The organism is Pseudarthrobacter sp. SSS035 (assembly GCF_023273875.1).
Taxonomy (GTDB): domain Bacteria; phylum Actinomycetota; class Actinomycetes; order Actinomycetales; family Micrococcaceae; genus Arthrobacter.
Genome location: NZ_CP096882.1, coordinates 1,797,022 through 1,813,866, shown reverse-complemented (window position 1 = coordinate 1,813,866; position 16,845 = coordinate 1,797,022). Strand labels below are relative to the sequence as shown.

Below are 16,845 nucleotides of genomic sequence, written 5' to 3'. Positions count from 1 at the left end.
CCGTGGATTTTCTGAATCCCGTCATCAACGGATTTGCCGTTGTCCTGGAGCCCACCAACCTCCTGTACTGCCTGCTCGGCGTGGTGATCGGCATGCTGATCGGTGTGCTGCCCGGCCTGGGGCCCGCGGCAACCATCGCCATCCTGCTTCCGCTCACGTACAACGTGGAGCCCGTCACCGCGATCATCATGCTGGCCGGCATCTTCTACGGTGCCCAGTACGGCGGCACCATCACCTCGGTCCTCCTGCGGCTGCCCGGCGAAGCGTCCTCCGTGGTCACCGTCTTCGACGGCTACCAGATGGCAAAACAGGGCAAGGCCGGCACGGCGCTGGGCCTGGCGTCCATCGGCTCCTTCATCGGCGGAACCGTCGCCATCATCGGCCTGACCTTCCTCGCGCCCCTCGTGGCGAGCTTCGCGCTGGACTTCGGTCCGCCCGAATACACCGCCCTGGCGATGCTCGGCATCCTCCTGGTGGCCACCATCAGCAGCGGCTCGAAAGCCAAAGCGCTCATCGCGGCGGCCCTTGGACTCCTGCTCGCCACCGTTGGCCGGGACATCTTCACCGGCGAAAGCCGCTTCACGTTCGGCAGCCTGCAACTGGCCGACGGCATCGACTTTGTGCCGATCGCCATGGGCATCTTTGGCCTCGGCGAGATCCTCTACAACCTGGAGGAACGGCATCGGGCCGCCAAAGCGCCGTCGAAAGTCACCAACGTCTGGCCGTCCCGCCAGGACCTCAAACAGGCCTCAGGCGCCATCGGCCGGGGATCCGTCCTGGGTTTCTTCCTGGGGATCTTGCCCGGCGGCGGCGCCACGATTGCGTCCATGGCCTCCTACGCCATGGAGAAAAAGCGCGCCAAGCAGCCCGAGCGATTCGGCAAGGGCGCACCCGAAGGTGTGGCCGGGCCGGAAACAGCCAACAACGCTGCCGCCACCTCGTCCTTCATCCCGCTGCTGACCCTCGGGATCCCCGCCAACGCCACCATGGCGCTGATGTTCGGCGCGCTGCTGATCCAGGGCGTAACCCCCGGCCCGCAGCTGGTGGAAGAGAACCCGGAGCTGTTCTGGGGCGTGGTGAACTCCATGTACATCGGCAACATCCTGCTGCTGATCATGAGCCTGCCGCTGGTGGGAATCTTCGTGAAGATCCTCCGCGTCCGCGCCGCCATCCTGGCACCCGTCACGGCCCTGATCACCCTGCTGGGTGCGTACACCATCAACAACAGCATGTTCGATGTCACCCTGGTGGTTGTCTTCGGCATCGTCGGCTACCTCATGAAAAAGTTCGGCTTCGAACCGGGTCCCCTGGTACTGGCATTTGTGCTCGGCGAACTGCTGGAAAGCTCCATGCGCCGTTCGCTGCTGGTCTTTGGCGGCGATCCCATGGGCTTCTTTGGCCGCCCGATTTCGGCCACGCTGCTGCTGGTCTTTGTCCTGGTAGCGGTTCTCCCGGCCATCCGCGGCGCCATCGCCAAGCGCAAGTCCCTGGCCACCCCGGCCGTTATGCCTGAGATCAAGGAGAAGGTATGAGCATCGTCGTCGGATTCGTCCCAACACCCGCAGGACAGGCCGCGCTGACGGCCGGCATCGCCGAAGCCAAGCTCCGCAACGAGGACCTGGTGATCGTCAACTCCGCGCGGGAAGGTGCGCTGGTGGACAAGTCGGTGGCACCCGACGACGTCCTCGCCCAGGCAGCCAGCCGCGCCACCGAAGCCGGCGTGAAGGCCACGGTCATCCAGCCGCCATACCTGAACGATCTTGCCGACGAGTTCCTGGAATTCGCCCGGGAGGCCGATGCGTCCCTGATCGTCATCGGGCTCAGGCACCGGACCCAGGTGGGCAAGTTCATCCTGGGCAGCCACGCGCAACGGATCCTGATGCAGGCGGACCGCCCGGTCCTGGCGGTCAAGGCCGGTACTTCGGACAGCTAAGTTCCCGACGGCGGGATGCAGCTTGGGTGCCCCGGTGTCCCCGGCGCCCCGGTGGCCACGCGGAAAGGCAGGCAGTTCCCGCGAGGGGCCGCCTGCCTTTTGTGTCGAGCCGTCGCGGGGCACTTAGGGCATCGGAACCCGGGAACCGGCCCAGTCCGGCGGCGTGTCCGTGTGGAATGCCCCAGTTCCGCCGGACCCTGGCCGGGAGTCTTACTGCCTGAGGTAGAAAATAAGCATGCTTACCAATACGCTGGCAAAGGGAACTTCCCCGTGAACCAGGACGAGGTGAGAGCATGACGGAGACTGAGGGCATCAGCAAAGTTACGGACATCATCAACGGCGCGCACATCGGTATGTTGACCACCATCAACGAAGAGGGCGCCCTAGTCAGCAGGCCGCTCGCCGTCCAGGACGTGCAGGATGACGGCGACCTATGGTTCTTCACGGGCCGGGGAACCTCGCAGGTGGCCCATGTCCAGGCCGATCCGCGGGTCAACGTGTCCTTCGGTAAACGCACCGAGTGGGTGTCGGTGGCCGGTACCGCCGAAGTGGTCACCGACCGCGCCAAGATCCACGAAATGTGGAACCAGACGGTCGAAGCCTGGTTCCCGGACGGACCGGACACCCCCGAGGTGTGCCTTCTTCGTGTCGACTCCGACTCAGCCGAATACTGGACCAGCCCCGGCGGGACCGCGGCCACGGTCTTCCAGTGGGTGAAGTCCAAGGTCACGCACAGCCGCATGAGTGTGGGCGAAAGCGGCACGGTAGAGCTGTAGGGGCCGGCGCCCCTAGTCCCCGGCCGTCAGCGCGGCGAGGACGGCGGGCAGCAGCACGTCATTGCGGCCCCAGACCGGATCCAGGATCTCCACGTACCAGGAGTCGGCGAGCAGTAGCGCCAGCGTTTCGTTGGTTTCCTCCGCCCAGTCCTGGATCTGCTCTTCCTGCACCGGAGTCTCGCTGGAGCCGAGGACGGTAACTACCTCGTCGCCGTCGAGCGTTACCGGGATGGCGGCGCTGCTGGCCTCGCCCGGGGCGTGCGCCACCGTCACCAGCTCAGTCCGGGTGGAGAGGGCCAGGAGTTCCACGGCCGCCTCTGCGCTGCAGAAGCCGGTCACGTACTGGCGCTGGGCGGAGGTGTCGGCCCGCAGGCCGGGCTGGGATTCCTTGGTGAACAGCCCGCTCCTGTTGAGGGCGGCAAGCTCGGTGGCGATCGGTTCTGTTTCGGCGTCGTAGCGGGCCGTGAAGGTGGCGGCCTGGTATTCGCTATGGCCCTCCAGCCACCGCGCCGTCAGTTCCCCGGCCGCTGCAAGGGTGGTGGCCTGCCGCCAGGCCCCCTTATTCTCCAGGCGCCTGCCGAACTGGTCGCGGATTTCCGCTTCTGTGGGTTCCATCCTCGGATGCTACGGCGCCCTGCCGCCGGACTCCAGTGGCAGCGACACAGCAGTTAATGTCCGACGGCGGGAAGTTCCGCAGGGATCCCGGCCGCCCGTTCCGCCGCGGCGAGGGCAAGGCCAAAGCGGACGACGGCGGGAGCGTAGCCCTGGTGCTGCACTGCACGGAGCTGTTCCGCCTCCCTCATGGCGCGGATCAGCGCGGACGTTTCGGGCCGCCGGACGTCCGTCATGGCGGGGTAGTCGATGCAGCTGGCAGGGTCCAGTTCATAGCGGCTCCACCGGGCCAGGAGCGCGTCATGTTCAGCCTGCGCCGCGGTGTGGACGGGCCGGTCCTGCCGCAGCTGCTTGCGGCCCTCCTGCCAGGCCAGGATCTGGGGACTGCCCCGGTATGCGGCCACGCCCGCACCTGTGCCCAGCGCGGCGAGGACCACACCAAACCAGGGTGAAGCGAGTGTGGGAATAAGGATCGCCGGAAGTGCCACGGCGGAGCCCATAAACACGTCCCAGAACACGGGGTCCGGGGCCCGGACGGCAGGGTCCGGCGTTGAATGCTGGCGGACGGCCAAGACGGTGGCAGCCACGGCGCACACGAGCACTGCACCCCAGAAACCCAGCTGCAACGCTCCAAACAGGACGGATTCTGCAAATGCCGGCACTGCGGCACCTCCCCGCGTCAGGCCCGGCCCAGGATTCCGGACTGCTACTTCCATTGCAGCCCTTCCGGCCGCGGGGGTCAATGGCAGGACCGGCTCGGGCGCGGTTTCGGGACCGGCGGTTCCCGCGCCTGCCGCGGGCCGGTAGCTTGGGACCATGAGACTGAAAATGTGCAGCATCCATGTCCAGGATCCGGCCGCCGCCCATACGTTCTACACCGGGACCCTCGGGTTCGAGACGCTGATGGCGATGCCGGAGTACAACCTCTTCATCATCAAGGATCCGGGCTCCGACGCCGCTTCGGTGGGTCTGCTGCTGGAGCCCAGCGACAATCCGATCGGTGCGAACTACATGAACGCACTGCACGACGCCGGGATCGCGGCCATCACCTTCGGGGTTCCGGATGTGCAGGCCGATTACGACCGGCTGGTGGCTGCCGGCGTGAAATTCCAGGGCGAGCCGTCAGAGGATCCGTCCGGGATCAGTGCGGTCTTCGACGACGGCTGCGGCAACTTCGTGCAGCTGCACCAGGACTGACGTCGCAGGTGACTCAGAAAGCGGAGGCTACTCGGCTTGGGCGCGGGCTTTCTTGGCGTCCTTTTTGGCGGCTTCGTCCTTGACGCGCTGGGCTTCGGTGCGGACGGCGGCGTGGGTGGAGCGCTCGGCGACCAGCCAGGCCGGGGGAGCCTGCAGCAGCGCGGTGATTTCCGCCGTCGTCAGCGCTTCCTCAACACCGCCGCGGGCCAGGCCGCTGATGGAGACGTTCAGCTTCTGGGCCACCACCGGGCGGGGGTGCGGGCCGTTACGGCGGAGCTCCACGAGCCACTCCGGCGGGCTGGACTGGAGTTCGGCGAAATCGGCGCGGCTGATGGTTGAATCCTGGAACTCCTGCGGTGTTGCCGGCAGGTAGATGCCAAGCTTCTTGGCAACGGTGGCCGGCTTCATGGACTGGGAGTTTGCAGAGGTCATGGTTCAAGGGTATCCGGCCGCCCGCCCGAAGGGCACCAGCACATCACCAACTCAGTACCAGCACTGCGCCATCCCAGCACCACTCCTGTACCAACCCCGCACCGGTTCCGGCATTGCGGGGCCGCGCGAGCGGTACTGTGAAGACGTGCCCGCAGACAATGAATCCCCCCAGAACGCCAGCCCCGACGAATCGCCGGAGCAGGAGGCGCCCCGCGTGCTCCGCTTCGCCTATGTGGCCGGCGTAACCCCGGGCAAGTGGATCCGCCGCTGGGAAGAGCGCGTGCTGGACATCCCGCTGGAGTCGTTTATGTCCGACGACGGCGCCCAGCTTTCCGTATTGCGTGACGGTTCCGCGGACCTCAGCTTTGTCCGGCTTCCGGTGGAGCGGGAGGGCCTCAACGTGATCCCACTGTATGAGGAGCAGCCCGTGGTGGTGGCGCCCAAGGGGCACGAGATTTCAGTGTTTGAGGAAGTGGCCCTGGCCGACCTCTCGGCAGAGACTTTCCTGGACGTCGCCGAAATGGGTGGCCCGGAAGCGGCCATGCAGGTGGTGGCGTCCGGTGCGGGCCTGGTGATTCTGCCCATGTCCGTGGCCCGGCATTTCAACGTCAAGGACACCGTGGCCCGCCGGCTGACGGGTGGCCCGGTCACGGAGATCGCGCTGGCCTGGCCCAGCGATTCCTCGGACGACATCATTGAGGAGTTCATCGGGATTGTCCGCGGCCGCACCGCGGCGAGCTCTCGGCAGCCCTCGGCCCAGCAGGAGAAGCCCAAGAAGGAGCCGAAGCCGGACCGGCGCGGCCCGGCGGTCAAGAAACCGAAGGTGGCCCAGCGTTACGCGCCGAATCCGGACAAGGGCCGCGGCAAAGGATCACGCAAAAAGGGCAAGCGCTAGCAATTTTGCCGGCGGTGCCGGCTAAGTTGCCCAAGCTGTTGGCAATGCCGGCGCTGCCGCCAAAGGTCGGAACTAGGCCGAGCAGGCTTCCGTCAGTGCTGCGACTGACTCAGCCGGCACCTGGTCTCCGGCCTCGGCGATCTGGCCCAGCGGCGTCGTAATTTCCGCGGGCACCCCGGCAGTGTCCGCGGCGGACACCAGCCCGCCCAGCAATGCCTTGTCCTGGACGCTGACCAGCCCGTCCTCCACCACGGTGCAGACCTGCTTCCTGACCTCGTCCGAGGCTGCGGTTGCCACCTTAAAGGCGGCATCGTTCGCGGCGGTTTCAGCGACTTCCTGGACCGATCCGCAGGCGGAGAGCAGAAGCATCAGGGGGACGGCGGACAGGGCGGCAAGGCGGCGTTTCATTCGTCCAGCCTAACGGCTTAGTCTGTTCCGGATTCGCCGTGCACTTCGCTCAGGTTGTCTTCGGAGCGGTCCAGATACGCCAGGAGGAGATCGGCCGCGCGGTCCAGTTCCCCGGCTTCCAGGGCCAGGCAGATCGCTTCGTTGTCCTGCAGGTAGTGCTGGTAGAACTGCGCGTCCACGGTGGCTTTGTGGAAGAACAGGCGCATCTCGGCCAGGACCTGGCCCATGATGCTGTTCAGCCGCGGGCTTCCCGCCATGGCAACAATGGCGCCGTGGAAGTGCTGGTTGGCGGTGCCCAGGGCTTCGTCGTCACCGGCTGCCGCAGCTCGTTTTCCTTCCTCGACGGCGGCCCGGACAGCGGCCACGTCCTCCGGGCTGCCTCCGGCCCGCAGCGCGCTGACCTCGATGGCGCGACGGACGGTATAGACGTCGTGGACGTCCCCTGCCTCCAGGCTTGCCACAAAGACGCCGCGGTTGGGATGGCGGACCACCAGGCGTTCGCTGGCAAGTTCAACGAAGGCCTCACGCACCGTGTTGCGGGAGACGCCCAGGTCCTCGGCGATGGTGGATTCGGTGAGCCGCGTTCCGGGAAGCAATGCTCCTTCCGCCAGCTGCAGGCGGAGTTCATCCGCCACCCGCTCCGCCACGGACGGAACGGCGACGCGAAGGCGGCCTGCAGCGGTCCGCGTCACCGCGTGATTCGCCGATCCCCGCGGAGAGAAGGACGAAGAGGGGACGAGCGGTTCTGAAGAGGCCATACTCGAGAATTTACACGATCGTCACATTGTTGAATCGAAGGATTGTTGAACAATCTGCAAATTAAGTGCATCCTAGTAGGACCACTCCATGAGACGGGGATCACAAATGGCAACGATTGACCTGAACAGCGACGTCGGCGAGTCCTTCGGACGCTGGAGCCTTGGCGATGACCTGGCAATGTTCGGCTCGGTTTCGAGCGCTAACGTGGCCTGCGGATTCCACGCCGGCGATCCCAGCGTCATCCGCAGGACCTGCCGCGAGGCAGCTGCTGCCGGCGTTGTCATCGGAGCCCACGTCGGCTACCGGGACCTGGCCGGGTTCGGACGCCGTTTTATGGACATCAGCCCCGCGGAGCTGGCCGACGACGTCGTGTACCAGATCGGTGCCCTGCAGGCCCTGGCCGCCGTTGAAGGAACCCAAGTCCGGTATGTGAAGCCCCACGGCGGACTGTACAACGCCATCGTCACACACACGGCGCAGGCCCAGGCCGTCGTCCACGCCGTGAAATCGGTGGACCCCAACCTTCCGATCCTCGGCCTCCCCGGTTCGGAAGTTCTGCGGCTTGCCGAAGCAGCCGGACTGCGCGCCGTGACCGAAGGGTTCGCGGACCGGGCCTACAACCCGGACGGCACCCTGGTGTCGCGCTCCCTCCCCGGAGCAGTCCTTGAGGATCCGGAACAAGTGGCGGAACATGTCCTACGGATGGCCACGGAATCCGCCGTCCGCGCCATTGACGGCTCCACCCTCAAAATCCGCGCGGAAAGCATCTGCGTACATGGTGACTCACCGGGGGCCGTAGCGATGGCCACTGCAGTGAAGTCCGCTCTCGGAGACGCCGGTGTCAGCATCGGCTCGTTCCTCTAGCCCCATCCCGCGGCCGCACTCAGGCCCCCGCACCACCCCTCATCCCCCCGGAGGAAACCATGACCAGCACAAACAAGGCCGCAAAGGCCGCGGCAAGGAAGCCGCCGCCCGGCGCGCTCAAGGCGTACGTCGCCAGCCTCACCGGCACCTCGCTTGAGTACTACGACTTCGCCATCTACTCGGTGGCCTCAGCCCTCGTTTTCCCCAAGATCTTCTTCCCTTCGGATGATGAATTCGTGGGCCTCCTCCTGTCCTTCTCCGCCTTCGCGGTGGGCTACCTCGCCCGCCCCATCGGCGGCATCGTGTTCGGCCGGCTCGGCGATAAGGTGGGCCGCAAGTACGTCCTGGTCTTCACCCTGGTGCTGATCGGTATCGCCACCGTCCTCATCGGTGCGCTGCCCGATTACTCCGCGATCGGCATCTGGGCGCCCATCATCCTGGTGCTCCTGCGCCTGGCCCAGGGCATCGGCGTCGGCGGCGAATGGGGCGGCGCTGTGCTGCTGTCCAGCGAATTCGGCGACCCGAACAAGCGCGGCTTCTGGTCTTCCGCAGCCCAGATCGGCCCGCCCGCCGGCAACCTCATGGCCAACGGCGTACTTGCGATCCTGGCAGCCTCGCTGAGCACCGAAGCGTTCCTCTCCTGGGGCTGGCGCGTAGCCTTCCTGGCCTCGGCCCTCCTGGTGGTCTTCGGCCTGATCATCCGCCTCAAGCTCGAGGAAACCCCGGTCTTCAAGGCCATCGCAGCCCACGGCGACCAGCCGAAGGCGCCCATCAAGGAAGTCTTCACCACCCAGCCCCGTGCGCTGATCGCCGCTGCCCTGTCCCGCGTCTGCCCGGACGTGCTCTACGCGCTCTTCACGGTCTTTGTGGCCGTTTACGCCACCAAGGAACTGGGTATGACCACGGGCAACGTGCTGGCCGCCATCCTGATCGGCTCCGCGTTCCAGCTCTTCCTCATCCCGCTCGCCGGCGCCCTCACTGACCGGTTCAACCGCCGCTGGGTTTACGGCATTGCCGCTGCCGCCACAGCCGTCTACATTCCCCTGTTCTTCCTGATGATCGCGGGCAAGTCCGTGGTGATGCTGATCATCGGCGTGGTGATCGGCCTGGCCCTGCACGCCTTTATGTACGGCCCGCAGGCGGCCTTCATCACCGAGCAGTTCCCGGCCCGCCTCCGCTACGCCGGCAGCTCGCTGGCCTACACGCTTGCCGGCGTCATCGGCGGCGCTGTGGCTCCGTTGATCTTCACCGCCCTGTACGGCGCAGCGTCCGGCGGCTGGTACCTGATCGCCGGGTACATCCTCCTGACGGCCATCATCACCATCGTGGGCATGCGCCTGGGCCGCGACCCGCAGCCGGAAGAGGACCTCCGCCTACTGCACCGCGACGACTCGCAGGAGAGCCGCGCCTGAGCGGCGCGGCCTGATCTCTATGGAAACAGTCAGTAAGCGCGCTGCCGCGGCCCGGGTGCTCGCCGTCAGGCCGGTAGGTACGACGGCGGTACTCGCCGAACTCTTAGGGCTCCACGACGTGCTGGCCCTGCAGGCCCTCCTGCTGGAGGAGCCGCTGCCCGGCCAGGTGGACGTCCTGGCCGCCGCCGAAACCGTGATGGTCAAGGCGGATTCACCCGCTGCGGCGCGCAGGATGGCGGCCCGGCTGCTGGAGATGGACCTGACGGTCCAGTCCCACGCCGAAGGCAAACTGGTACAGATTGAGACCGTGTACGACGGCGACGACCTCGCCGAAGTGGGCCGGCTCACCGGACTGGGCGCCGACGGCGTCATCGCCGCCCACACCGGGCAGGTCTGGACGGTGGCGTTCGGCGGCTTCGCGCCGGGTTTCAGCTACATGGTGGGGGAGAACCAGGTGCTTGAAGTCCCGCGACGGAGTTCGCCCCGGACGGCCGTCCCCGCAGGCTCCGTGGCCCTGGCCGGCAACTATTCGGCCGTGTACCCGCGGAAGTCCCCGGGCGGCTGGCAGCTGATCGGCCGCACCGCGGCCCCCATGTGGGACCTCAGCCGGGAGCAGCCGGCCCTGGCCGCGCCCGGTGACCGCGTGCAGTTCAGTGCGGTCCGCGAACTCGTTGAAGTCGCTGCGCCGCACGCTGCATCGGCGGATTCCGAAACCCCGGGTTCCGGGGAACCGGACGTCCGGTCCGGCCTGCTGATCCTGTCGCCGGGACTCCAGAGCCTGATCCAGGACCTCGGCCGCCCCGGCCACGCCGGGCTCGGCGTGTCCTCAGCCGGGGCACTGGACCGCTCCTCCCTGCGCCGCGCCAACCGGCTCGTGGGCAACGACCCGTCGGCCGCCGTCGTCGAATCCGTTGCCGGCGGACTCCGCGTGCAGGCTGTGGGGGACCAGGTGCTGGCAGTGGCCGGTGCGCCCTCGGCACTGACTGTGGTGACGCCGTCGGACGTTCCCGGCCCGGAAGCTGAAGACGAAGAAACTGACCAGTCCGAGCAGGTGCGCGAGGTGCCCATGGCCACGGCGTTTGCCCTGCTGGACGGCGAAATCCTGACCATCGGCGCACCCGAGCGGGGCTTCCGCAGCTACCTGGCCATCCGCGGCGGCGCAGCAGTCGATGCGGTGCTGGGGAGCCGGTCCACGGACACGATGTCCGGGATCGGACCTGCACCGCTGGCCGCCGGGCAACTGCTGGGAGCCGGCGCCGCCACGTCCTCCAACGTGGTGGGCAACCCTGAGCTGCAGCCCGACTTCCCGGACACCGGCGTCACGGTCCTGGAGATCGTTCCCGGACCCCGCGATGACTGGTTCGACGCCGCAGCACTGGAATCGCTCTGCGCCCAGGACTGGGCGGTGACGCCCCGCTCCAACCGCGTGGGCATGCGCCTGGATGGCCAGCCGCTCAGCCGGAGCCGGGACGGGGAGCTGCCCAGCGAGGGAACCATGGCCGGCGCGCTGCAGATCCCGCCGGAGGGACAGCCCGTGCTGTTCCTGGCCGACCACCCCATCACCGGTGGCTACCCGGTTATCGGCGTGGTGGTTGACCACCAGCTGGACCTGGCCGCCCAGGTTCCCATCGGCGGGTCCATCCGGTTCCGATGGGCTCCCGGCTACGGGCTGCCCACGAGCTTTTCCCATTCTTCCCCTGACATTTCCCAGACAAAGTGAGCAACTGATGCGCAAGGTCCTGATCGCCAACCGCGGAGAAATCGCCGTCCGCATCGCCCGCGCCTGCGAGGACGCCGGACTGGAATCCGTGGCTGTCTACGCGGACGTGGATGCCGACGCCATGCACGTGGGCGCCGCCACCGAGGCGTACAGCCTGGGCGGCAACGCGCCGTCGGAAACCTACCTCGATATCCTCAATCTCCTGCGCGTGGCCGCGGAGTCCGGGGCGGACGCGGTCCACCCGGGGTACGGCTTCCTGTCCGAGAATGCCGGCTTTGCCCAGGCGGTCCTGGACGCCGGCCTGACCTGGATCGGGCCCAGCCCGGAGGCCATCCGGCAGCTCGGCAACAAAATCACGGCCCGCGAGATCGCCGTCCGCGCCGGCGCCCCCTTGGTGGCCGGCACCGACGGTCCGGTGGCTTCGGCCGCGGAGGTCCGCGAGTTCGCCGAACAACACGGCCTGCCGATCGCCATCAAGGCGGCCTTCGGCGGGGGAGGGCGCGGTCTGAAAGTTGTCCGCGAGATGGACCAGATCGAGGAGTCCTTCGATTCCGCGGTCCGTGAGGCAGTGGTGGCCTTCGGCCGTGGCGAGTGCTTCGTGGAGCGGTACCTGGACCGGCCCCGGCACGTGGAGGCCCAGGTCCTGGCGGACCAGCACGGCAACGTGGTGGTGGTGGGCACCCGCGACTGCTCGCTGCAGCGCCGGCACCAGAAACTGGTGGAAGAGGCCCCTGCACCCTTCCTGACCGATCAGCAGACCCAGCTGATTTACGACGCCGCCAAGGCAGTGTGCCGCGAAGCCTCCTATTCGGGGGCCGGGACGGTGGAGTTCCTGGTGGCCGCCGACGGCACCGTCGCGTTCCTCGAGGTGAACACGCGCCTGCAGGTGGAGCACCCCATCACCGAGGAGACCACCGGCGTGGACCTGGTCCAGGAGCAGTTCCGGATTGCCGCCGGCGAGCCGCTGCGCTTCACCGCCGATCCCACGCCGCGCGGCCACTCGTTTGAATTCCGGCTCAACGCCGAGGACGTGGGCCGGGGCTTCCTGCCGTCGCCCGGCACCATCGCTACCTTCAGTGGCCCGACGGGACCCGGCATCCGGCTTGACTCCGGCGTCAGCTCCCGCTCCATCGTGGCGCCGCAGTTCGATTCGCTGCTGGCCAAGCTGATCGTCACCGGCGCCGACCGCCAGCAGGCGCTCCGCCGGGCCCGCCGTGCCCTCGCCGAAATGGAGATCACCGGCGTTGCCACCGTCCTGCCGTTCCACCGGGCCGTGGTCCAGGCGCCGGACTTCACGTCCGAGACCGCGCTCGGCATCCACACCCGCTGGATCGAGACCGACTTCGCGGATTCCATCGCGGCGGATCCGGAGTTCGGCACGTCCGTTCCGGACGGTGAGCGGCGCACCATTACCGTTGAGGTCGACGGCCGGCGCCTCGCCGTCGGCCTTCCCGCTGACCTGCTGGATGGCTGGGCGCGCTCCGGTGCGGGCGTTCCGGCCGGACTCTCCCTTGACGGGGCTGGTTTGGATGGCGCTGCCGACGGCGGTGCTGCGGCTGGTGCCGCTGATCCCGGCGAGCTGCGGGCCGACATGGCCGGGACCGTGGTCAAGTGGCTCGTGGAGCCGGGCGCCGACGTTTCGGCGGGGGACGCCGTCGTCGTTCTTGAGGCGATGAAGATGGAGACCCAGGTGACCGCCCACCGCGCCGGAACGGTCACTGATGTCAGGGCCCAGCCCGGCGGGGTTGTCAACGCAGGAGCCGTGCTGGCGCTGATCGGCTGACGCGTCCCGTCCGAATGCCCGAACCCGGCCGCCGGCTTACCCTGCCCGCTCCAGCCGAATGTCCTCGCCCGCTTTCGGCTTCCATCCGAGTTCGAGCGAGATCGACATGGTGGTGGCCAGAAGATCCGGGACGCTTTGACGGAGCTCGTCCAGGCCGGTCTTCTCACGGAAGGTCGTGATGGAGATTGCTCCGGCAACCCGGTCGGCGTGATCCCAGACGGGGGCCGCGATGCAGTTCGAGACCACGTCGAATTCTCCGTTGTCCTCTGCCCATCCGCGCTTCCGGACCGTATCCAGGCGTTTCATGAACTCGGGCCTGGAAGTGATGGAGGTCGGTGTTCGTCGTTCGAAGGTGGCGGTGTCGAGGATGGCATCTCTTCTGGCTCCATCCATGAAGGCCAGGATCGCCTTGCTGACGCCGGCGGTATGGATAACCACGAATCCGCCGATGCGGGTGTTGAGGCTGATGGCTTCCTGGGGTTCCACCTTGTCCACATAAACGATGTGGGTGGACTCTGGAACAGCGAATTGGACTGTGTGCCCGAGCTGTTCGCTGAGCCGGACAATGTGGGGGTGGACCACGGACCGGAGGTCGAACTGCTCAAGGGCCGATTGTGCCAGCCCGGCGAGCCTGAACCCGACCCCGTACAGGCCTCGTTCATCAGTGCGGACAAACCCTGCGTCCATCATGGTCTGTAGTATCCGGGACGCCGTAGTCCGATGTACACCGAGGTCGGCCGCGATGTCCTTCAGCGACCGAGGATGAGCGCTGCAGTATTCCAGAATCTGGATAGCTCTGGCTACCGTTTGCGACATGGTCTGCTCGTTCCTCTGGTTTCTCGGGTCGTCCTACGGACTGGGTGCAGCATATGATCCGGTTTCTTCAGTTTAGACACTTGTCTGTCGGGGGTTGGTGGATGGGCTGCGGTGCCCTACTTCATGCCGCTCATCGCTACACCACGAACCAGATAGCGCTGCAGGGTGATGAAGAGGATGATCGTCGGAATCATGCTGATCATGGTGGCTGCGTTGATGAGGTTCCATTGGTTGAATTCGGATCCGGCGAAGTTCACCAGGCCAACGGTCACGGTGTACATCTTCTCGTCCTGCGCGATCAGCATCGGCCACAGGAACGTGTTCCACGTGAACATGAACTTGATGATGATGAAGACAACGATGGCCGGAGCGACCATTGGCGTGATTACACGGGTCATGATTCGGAACTCGCTGGCACCGTCCATGCGCGCGGCTTCCACGTAGCTGTACGGGATGCCCTCCATGAATTGCCGGAGCAAGTACACGCCCAGCACCGTGAACAAGTCCGGGAACGCCATTCCGATGTAAGTGTTGTTGAGGCCGGCGCCGGAGACCATCAGGAACATCGGAATGACGAGTGCTTCCTGGGGAACCATGAACAGGGCCAGTACCAGGAGGAAAATCGGTTCCTTGAACGGGAATTGGTAGTAGGCAAACGCATAGGCCGCAAATAGGGCAATGACCAGGCTGGTGATGATACCGATGCCCGTGACCAGGAACGAGTTAGCGATATAGCGGCCGAAGTCGTACTGGGCGAACAGCTGAACGTAGTTGCTGAAGTTGAAGAAATTCTCCGGTAGCCATTTCACCGGAAGCTGCAGGATCTCGTCCGGACGCTTTAGTGATGACAGAGCGACCCAGGCCAGTGGCACCAGCAACACGACGCCGCCAGCGATGAGCGCGATCTTGATCAGCAGCAGACTCCATCGGAATCGGATGCGGCGTTGGGCAGGCTGCGATGTGCCCTTCGTTTCAGGTCGGATAATCGTGGTGGTCATTCCGATATGTCCCTTGTGAAGAGTTTCCGGATCAATCCGGTGACGACGAGCAGGAAAATGAAAAGGAAAATTACGTAGACCGCAGCTTCTCCCCACCGGTCGGCGCGGAACGCCAGTTCGTAGATTTCCATCACGATCGATCGGGTTGAGCCCACTGGTCCCCCCTTGGTCGCGACGAACGGCAGCTCGAAGAGCTTGATTGCGTTCATTACCTCCACGCTGATGACCAGCACCATTTGACGGTTCAGGAGCGGAAGCGTGATGGACCAAAACATCTTGAACGGGCCTGCACCGTCGATTCGTGCGGCTTCGTAGTAGGAGCGGTCAATCGCTTGAAGTCCAGCCAGGAGGATGATTACGTTGAAGCCCAGACGCGCCCAGATATACATGATTGCCAGAGCAGGCACAGCTTGCGATTCATCAGTCAGCCACGGCTGCGGTCCGATTCCAAAAATGCCGAGCACCTCGTTGGCCAGACCGTATGACGGATTGAAGATCCACAGCCAGACGAAGGCCACTGCAGTGAGGGATGCAACCACAGGGGCGAAATAGAGTGCTCGGATGAATCCTGTGATTCTCGTGATGAAAAGCGCGTTAAAGCCCAGGGCAACAATCAGCGAAAGGGCGACGCCGATGGGAACGGCCAGCGCGGTGAAGTACATGGTGTTGCCGGCCGCGTTTAGGAATCGTTCGCTACCCAAAACTTTGACATAGTTCTCGATCCCATTGAACTGCTTCCGGCCTACCGCCGACCAGTCAAAGAAACTGATTAGGACGTTGTAACCGAGCGGGATGATGAAGAGAACCAGGACGAAGAACAGGGCGGGCGCTAGAAAGATGTAGGCGCGGCGCGTGTGAAGCGACGTGTTCATTCCCTTTGTTTTCAGGACAGTTGCATTCACTGTTTACCGCCCGCGCTCGAGTAGCTCATCGACCTGCGAAACGATGCCGTCCAGGGTCTGTTTGACCTCGGCACCCTGCAGGCACTTTTCGATGGCGCTACCCACCACGAGCGCGATCTGGTTTGTGTAAGGAGCGTTATACACCGGCCCTCCGCCTTCCGCGATCTGCTTTTCCACAGCTTGGAAATCTCGGCGCTCCGTGACATAGGGAGTGGCGAAGTTTTCGTTCCAAACCGGCAGGTAACCTTCGAGCTTGGCGAGCTCCAGATCAGTGGCGGGGTTGGCGACAGCCCTCATCCATTCCCATGCCAGGTCCTTGTTATTGGAACGATCGTTGACCATCCAAGCCCAATTGAACAGCAGCGATACCTTGGGGTAGCCCTCGGGGCCTTCAGGGTAGGGGACGACGCCGAATTCCACCGTGGGTGCGTTCTGCTTCAACCAGCCTTCGTACCAACCTTCGCGCATCGTCATCGATGAGAGTCCTTGTGCGAAGGTATCGTCGGGGCTTCCCAGCTCGAGGCTGGTGACGCGGTCCTTGGTAATCAGGTCCTGCATGTACTGGATTCCCGCGACTGTTGCTTCGCTGTTGATGAAGCCTTTGGACGTCTTGTGGTCCTCGGAGTACAAACGCCCGCCAAAGGCGTGAACATAGGGAAGTGCCTTGTCCGCAATGCCGGTGGGGTTCCCGGAGTAGCGCAGTGCCAGCCCGTTGCGGGTGACCTTTTCGCCATCTCTTTTTGCAAGATCTCCGGCAAACTGGCGCAGTTCCGCGAACGTTTTCGGCGGTGATTTGGGATCCAGGCCGGCGGCCACGAAGTGCTCAGTGTTGTAATAGAGCTGCATTCCCAGGTCAGTGCTAACCGGATACCCGGCCCATTTTCCATCCACCTTGAAGTTGTCGCGGGTCACACTGCTGAGCTTCTCCTCCCAGGTTTTCTGAAGCTCGTCGGGCGCTAGGGCCGCGATCCCCATTGCGCCGCCGTAGTAGGAAACTTGGCCCATAAAGATGTCCGGCGCATCAGAGGAGCTGCTGAATCCCGAGGTGTAGCGAGCTTCGTATTGTCCATAGGGAACGTCGACGTATTCGACCTTCACTTTGGGGTATTTATCCGTGAACGCCTGGACCCTGCCGTCGTAGAACTTCGTGGTCTTGCGCCAGTTGTCCTGAGGGTTCCAGACCTTCAGTGTGGCCTCGCGGTCGCCCGCCGGGGCGGCCGGCTGGGAGCATGCCGCCAACGCGGTCATTGCCAGGGACCCGGTGGCCAGTATCAAAAAGCTGCGCCTGTGCATCAAGTGATCCTCCTTGATCAATCGCCCTTTACGGGGAAAGTCGAA

18 protein-coding genes are annotated in these 16,845 nt (G+C 65.2%); 9 read left to right on the top strand and 9 right to left on the bottom strand.

What is annotated here, in order from left to right; all coding sequences use genetic code 11:
* Positions 1 to 2: 2 nt before the first annotated feature.
* The 3 genes from MUN23_RS08360 to MUN23_RS08350 all read left to right on the top strand — a co-directional run bounded on the left by MUN23_RS08360 (position 3) and on the right by MUN23_RS08350 (position 2,709).
* Complete coding sequence (locus MUN23_RS08360; RefSeq protein ID WP_248763389.1) at positions 3 to 1,532, top strand: tripartite tricarboxylate transporter permease; 1,530 nt, start codon at positions 3 to 5, stop codon at positions 1,530 to 1,532.
* Positions 1,529 to 1,933 carry a universal stress protein gene (locus MUN23_RS08355; RefSeq protein ID WP_248763388.1) on the top strand — a complete coding sequence of 135 codons (405 nt, stop codon included), beginning with the start codon at positions 1,529 to 1,531 and terminating at the stop codon, positions 1,931 to 1,933. Before MUN23_RS08360 ends, MUN23_RS08355 begins: the two co-directional genes overlap by 4 nt.
* 293 nt (positions 1,934 to 2,226) lie before the next feature.
* Positions 2,227 to 2,709, top strand: coding sequence for a pyridoxamine 5'-phosphate oxidase family protein (locus tag MUN23_RS08350; RefSeq protein WP_248763387.1), 483 nt, complete (start codon positions 2,227 to 2,229; stop codon positions 2,707 to 2,709).
* A 12-nt stretch (positions 2,710 to 2,721) separates the two neighbouring features.
* Here the strand turns inward: MUN23_RS08350 and MUN23_RS08345 are convergent, their stop codons facing one another.
* Positions 2,722 to 3,324, bottom strand: a complete 603-nt coding sequence (locus tag MUN23_RS08345; protein ID WP_248763386.1) for a hypothetical protein — start codon at positions 3,322 to 3,324, stop codon at positions 2,722 to 2,724.
* Between the two features lie 53 nt (positions 3,325 to 3,377).
* Entirely contained in the window at positions 3,378 to 3,983 is a 606-nt protein-coding gene (locus MUN23_RS08340; protein ID WP_248763385.1) for a hypothetical protein, read from the bottom strand.
* 154 nt (positions 3,984 to 4,137) lie between these two features.
* On the opposite strand from MUN23_RS08340, the gene MUN23_RS08335 reads away from it, so the two are divergent.
* Positions 4,138 to 4,518 carry a VOC family protein gene (locus MUN23_RS08335; protein WP_248763384.1) on the top strand — a complete coding sequence of 127 codons (381 nt, stop codon included), beginning with the start codon at positions 4,138 to 4,140 and terminating at the stop codon, positions 4,516 to 4,518.
* Positions 4,519 to 4,545: 27 nt separating this feature from the next.
* On the opposite strand, the gene MUN23_RS08330 is transcribed toward MUN23_RS08335, so the two are convergent.
* Positions 4,546 to 4,950, bottom strand: coding sequence for a DUF5997 family protein (locus MUN23_RS08330; RefSeq protein ID WP_248763383.1), 405 nt, complete (start codon positions 4,948 to 4,950; stop codon positions 4,546 to 4,548).
* Positions 4,951 to 5,095: 145 nt separating this feature from the next.
* On the opposite strand from MUN23_RS08330, the gene MUN23_RS08325 reads away from it, so the two are divergent.
* Positions 5,096 to 5,845 (top strand): LysR family transcriptional regulator substrate-binding protein, encoded by a 750-nt coding sequence (locus MUN23_RS08325; protein WP_248763382.1) that lies wholly within the window; start codon positions 5,096 to 5,098, stop codon positions 5,843 to 5,845.
* A 72-nt stretch (positions 5,846 to 5,917) separates the two neighbouring features.
* On the opposite strand, the gene MUN23_RS08320 is transcribed toward MUN23_RS08325, so the two are convergent.
* Both MUN23_RS08320 and MUN23_RS08315 read right to left on the bottom strand, forming a co-directional pair.
* Entirely contained in the window at positions 5,918 to 6,253 is a 336-nt protein-coding gene (locus MUN23_RS08320) for a hypothetical protein (RefSeq protein ID WP_248763381.1), read from the bottom strand.
* A gap of 17 nt (positions 6,254 to 6,270) precedes the next feature.
* Positions 6,271 to 7,011 carry a GntR family transcriptional regulator gene (locus MUN23_RS08315; protein WP_248763380.1) on the bottom strand — a complete coding sequence of 247 codons (741 nt, stop codon included), beginning with the start codon at positions 7,009 to 7,011 and terminating at the stop codon, positions 6,271 to 6,273.
* A gap of 106 nt (positions 7,012 to 7,117) precedes the next feature.
* On the opposite strand from MUN23_RS08315, the gene MUN23_RS08310 reads away from it, so the two are divergent.
* From MUN23_RS08310 to MUN23_RS08295, 4 genes are read left to right on the top strand one after another with little or no spacing between them, the layout of a single operon-like run.
* A complete protein-coding gene (locus MUN23_RS08310; protein ID WP_248763379.1) occupies positions 7,118 to 7,876 on the top strand; it encodes a LamB/YcsF family protein in 759 nt (252 codons plus the stop codon).
* A gap of 59 nt (positions 7,877 to 7,935) precedes the next feature.
* The gene (locus MUN23_RS08305) at positions 7,936 to 9,288 is read left to right on the top strand and encodes an MFS transporter (RefSeq protein ID WP_248763378.1); all 1,353 of its coding nucleotides are present in this window, start codon (positions 7,936 to 7,938) and stop codon (positions 9,286 to 9,288) included.
* A 19-nt stretch (positions 9,289 to 9,307) separates the two neighbouring features.
* Complete coding sequence (locus MUN23_RS08300) at positions 9,308 to 11,008, top strand: 5-oxoprolinase/urea amidolyase family protein (RefSeq protein ID WP_248763377.1); 1,701 nt, start codon at positions 9,308 to 9,310, stop codon at positions 11,006 to 11,008.
* A 7-nt stretch (positions 11,009 to 11,015) separates the two neighbouring features.
* Positions 11,016 to 12,791: a biotin carboxylase N-terminal domain-containing protein gene (locus MUN23_RS08295; RefSeq protein ID WP_248763376.1), complete on the top strand. Its 1,776-nt coding sequence runs from the start codon at positions 11,016 to 11,018 to the stop codon at positions 12,789 to 12,791.
* A 36-nt stretch (positions 12,792 to 12,827) separates the two neighbouring features.
* Here MUN23_RS08295 and MUN23_RS08290 read toward each other — a convergent pair whose 3' ends face one another.
* The 4 genes from MUN23_RS08290 to MUN23_RS08275 form a co-directional block, all read right to left on the bottom strand.
* Complete coding sequence (locus tag MUN23_RS08290; RefSeq protein WP_248763375.1) at positions 12,828 to 13,607, bottom strand: IclR family transcriptional regulator; 780 nt, start codon at positions 13,605 to 13,607, stop codon at positions 12,828 to 12,830.
* A gap of 116 nt (positions 13,608 to 13,723) precedes the next feature.
* Positions 13,724 to 14,605, bottom strand: coding sequence for a carbohydrate ABC transporter permease (locus tag MUN23_RS08285; RefSeq protein WP_248763374.1), 882 nt, complete (start codon positions 14,603 to 14,605; stop codon positions 13,724 to 13,726).
* Positions 14,602 to 15,477 carry a carbohydrate ABC transporter permease gene (locus MUN23_RS08280; protein ID WP_248763373.1) on the bottom strand — a complete coding sequence of 292 codons (876 nt, stop codon included), beginning with the start codon at positions 15,475 to 15,477 and terminating at the stop codon, positions 14,602 to 14,604. Before MUN23_RS08280 ends, MUN23_RS08285 begins: the two co-directional genes overlap by 4 nt.
* A 33-nt stretch (positions 15,478 to 15,510) precedes the next feature.
* Positions 15,511 to 16,821: an ABC transporter substrate-binding protein gene (locus MUN23_RS08275; protein ID WP_248763372.1), complete on the bottom strand. Its 1,311-nt coding sequence runs from the start codon at positions 16,819 to 16,821 to the stop codon at positions 15,511 to 15,513.
* Positions 16,822 to 16,845: the final 24 nt, after the last annotated feature.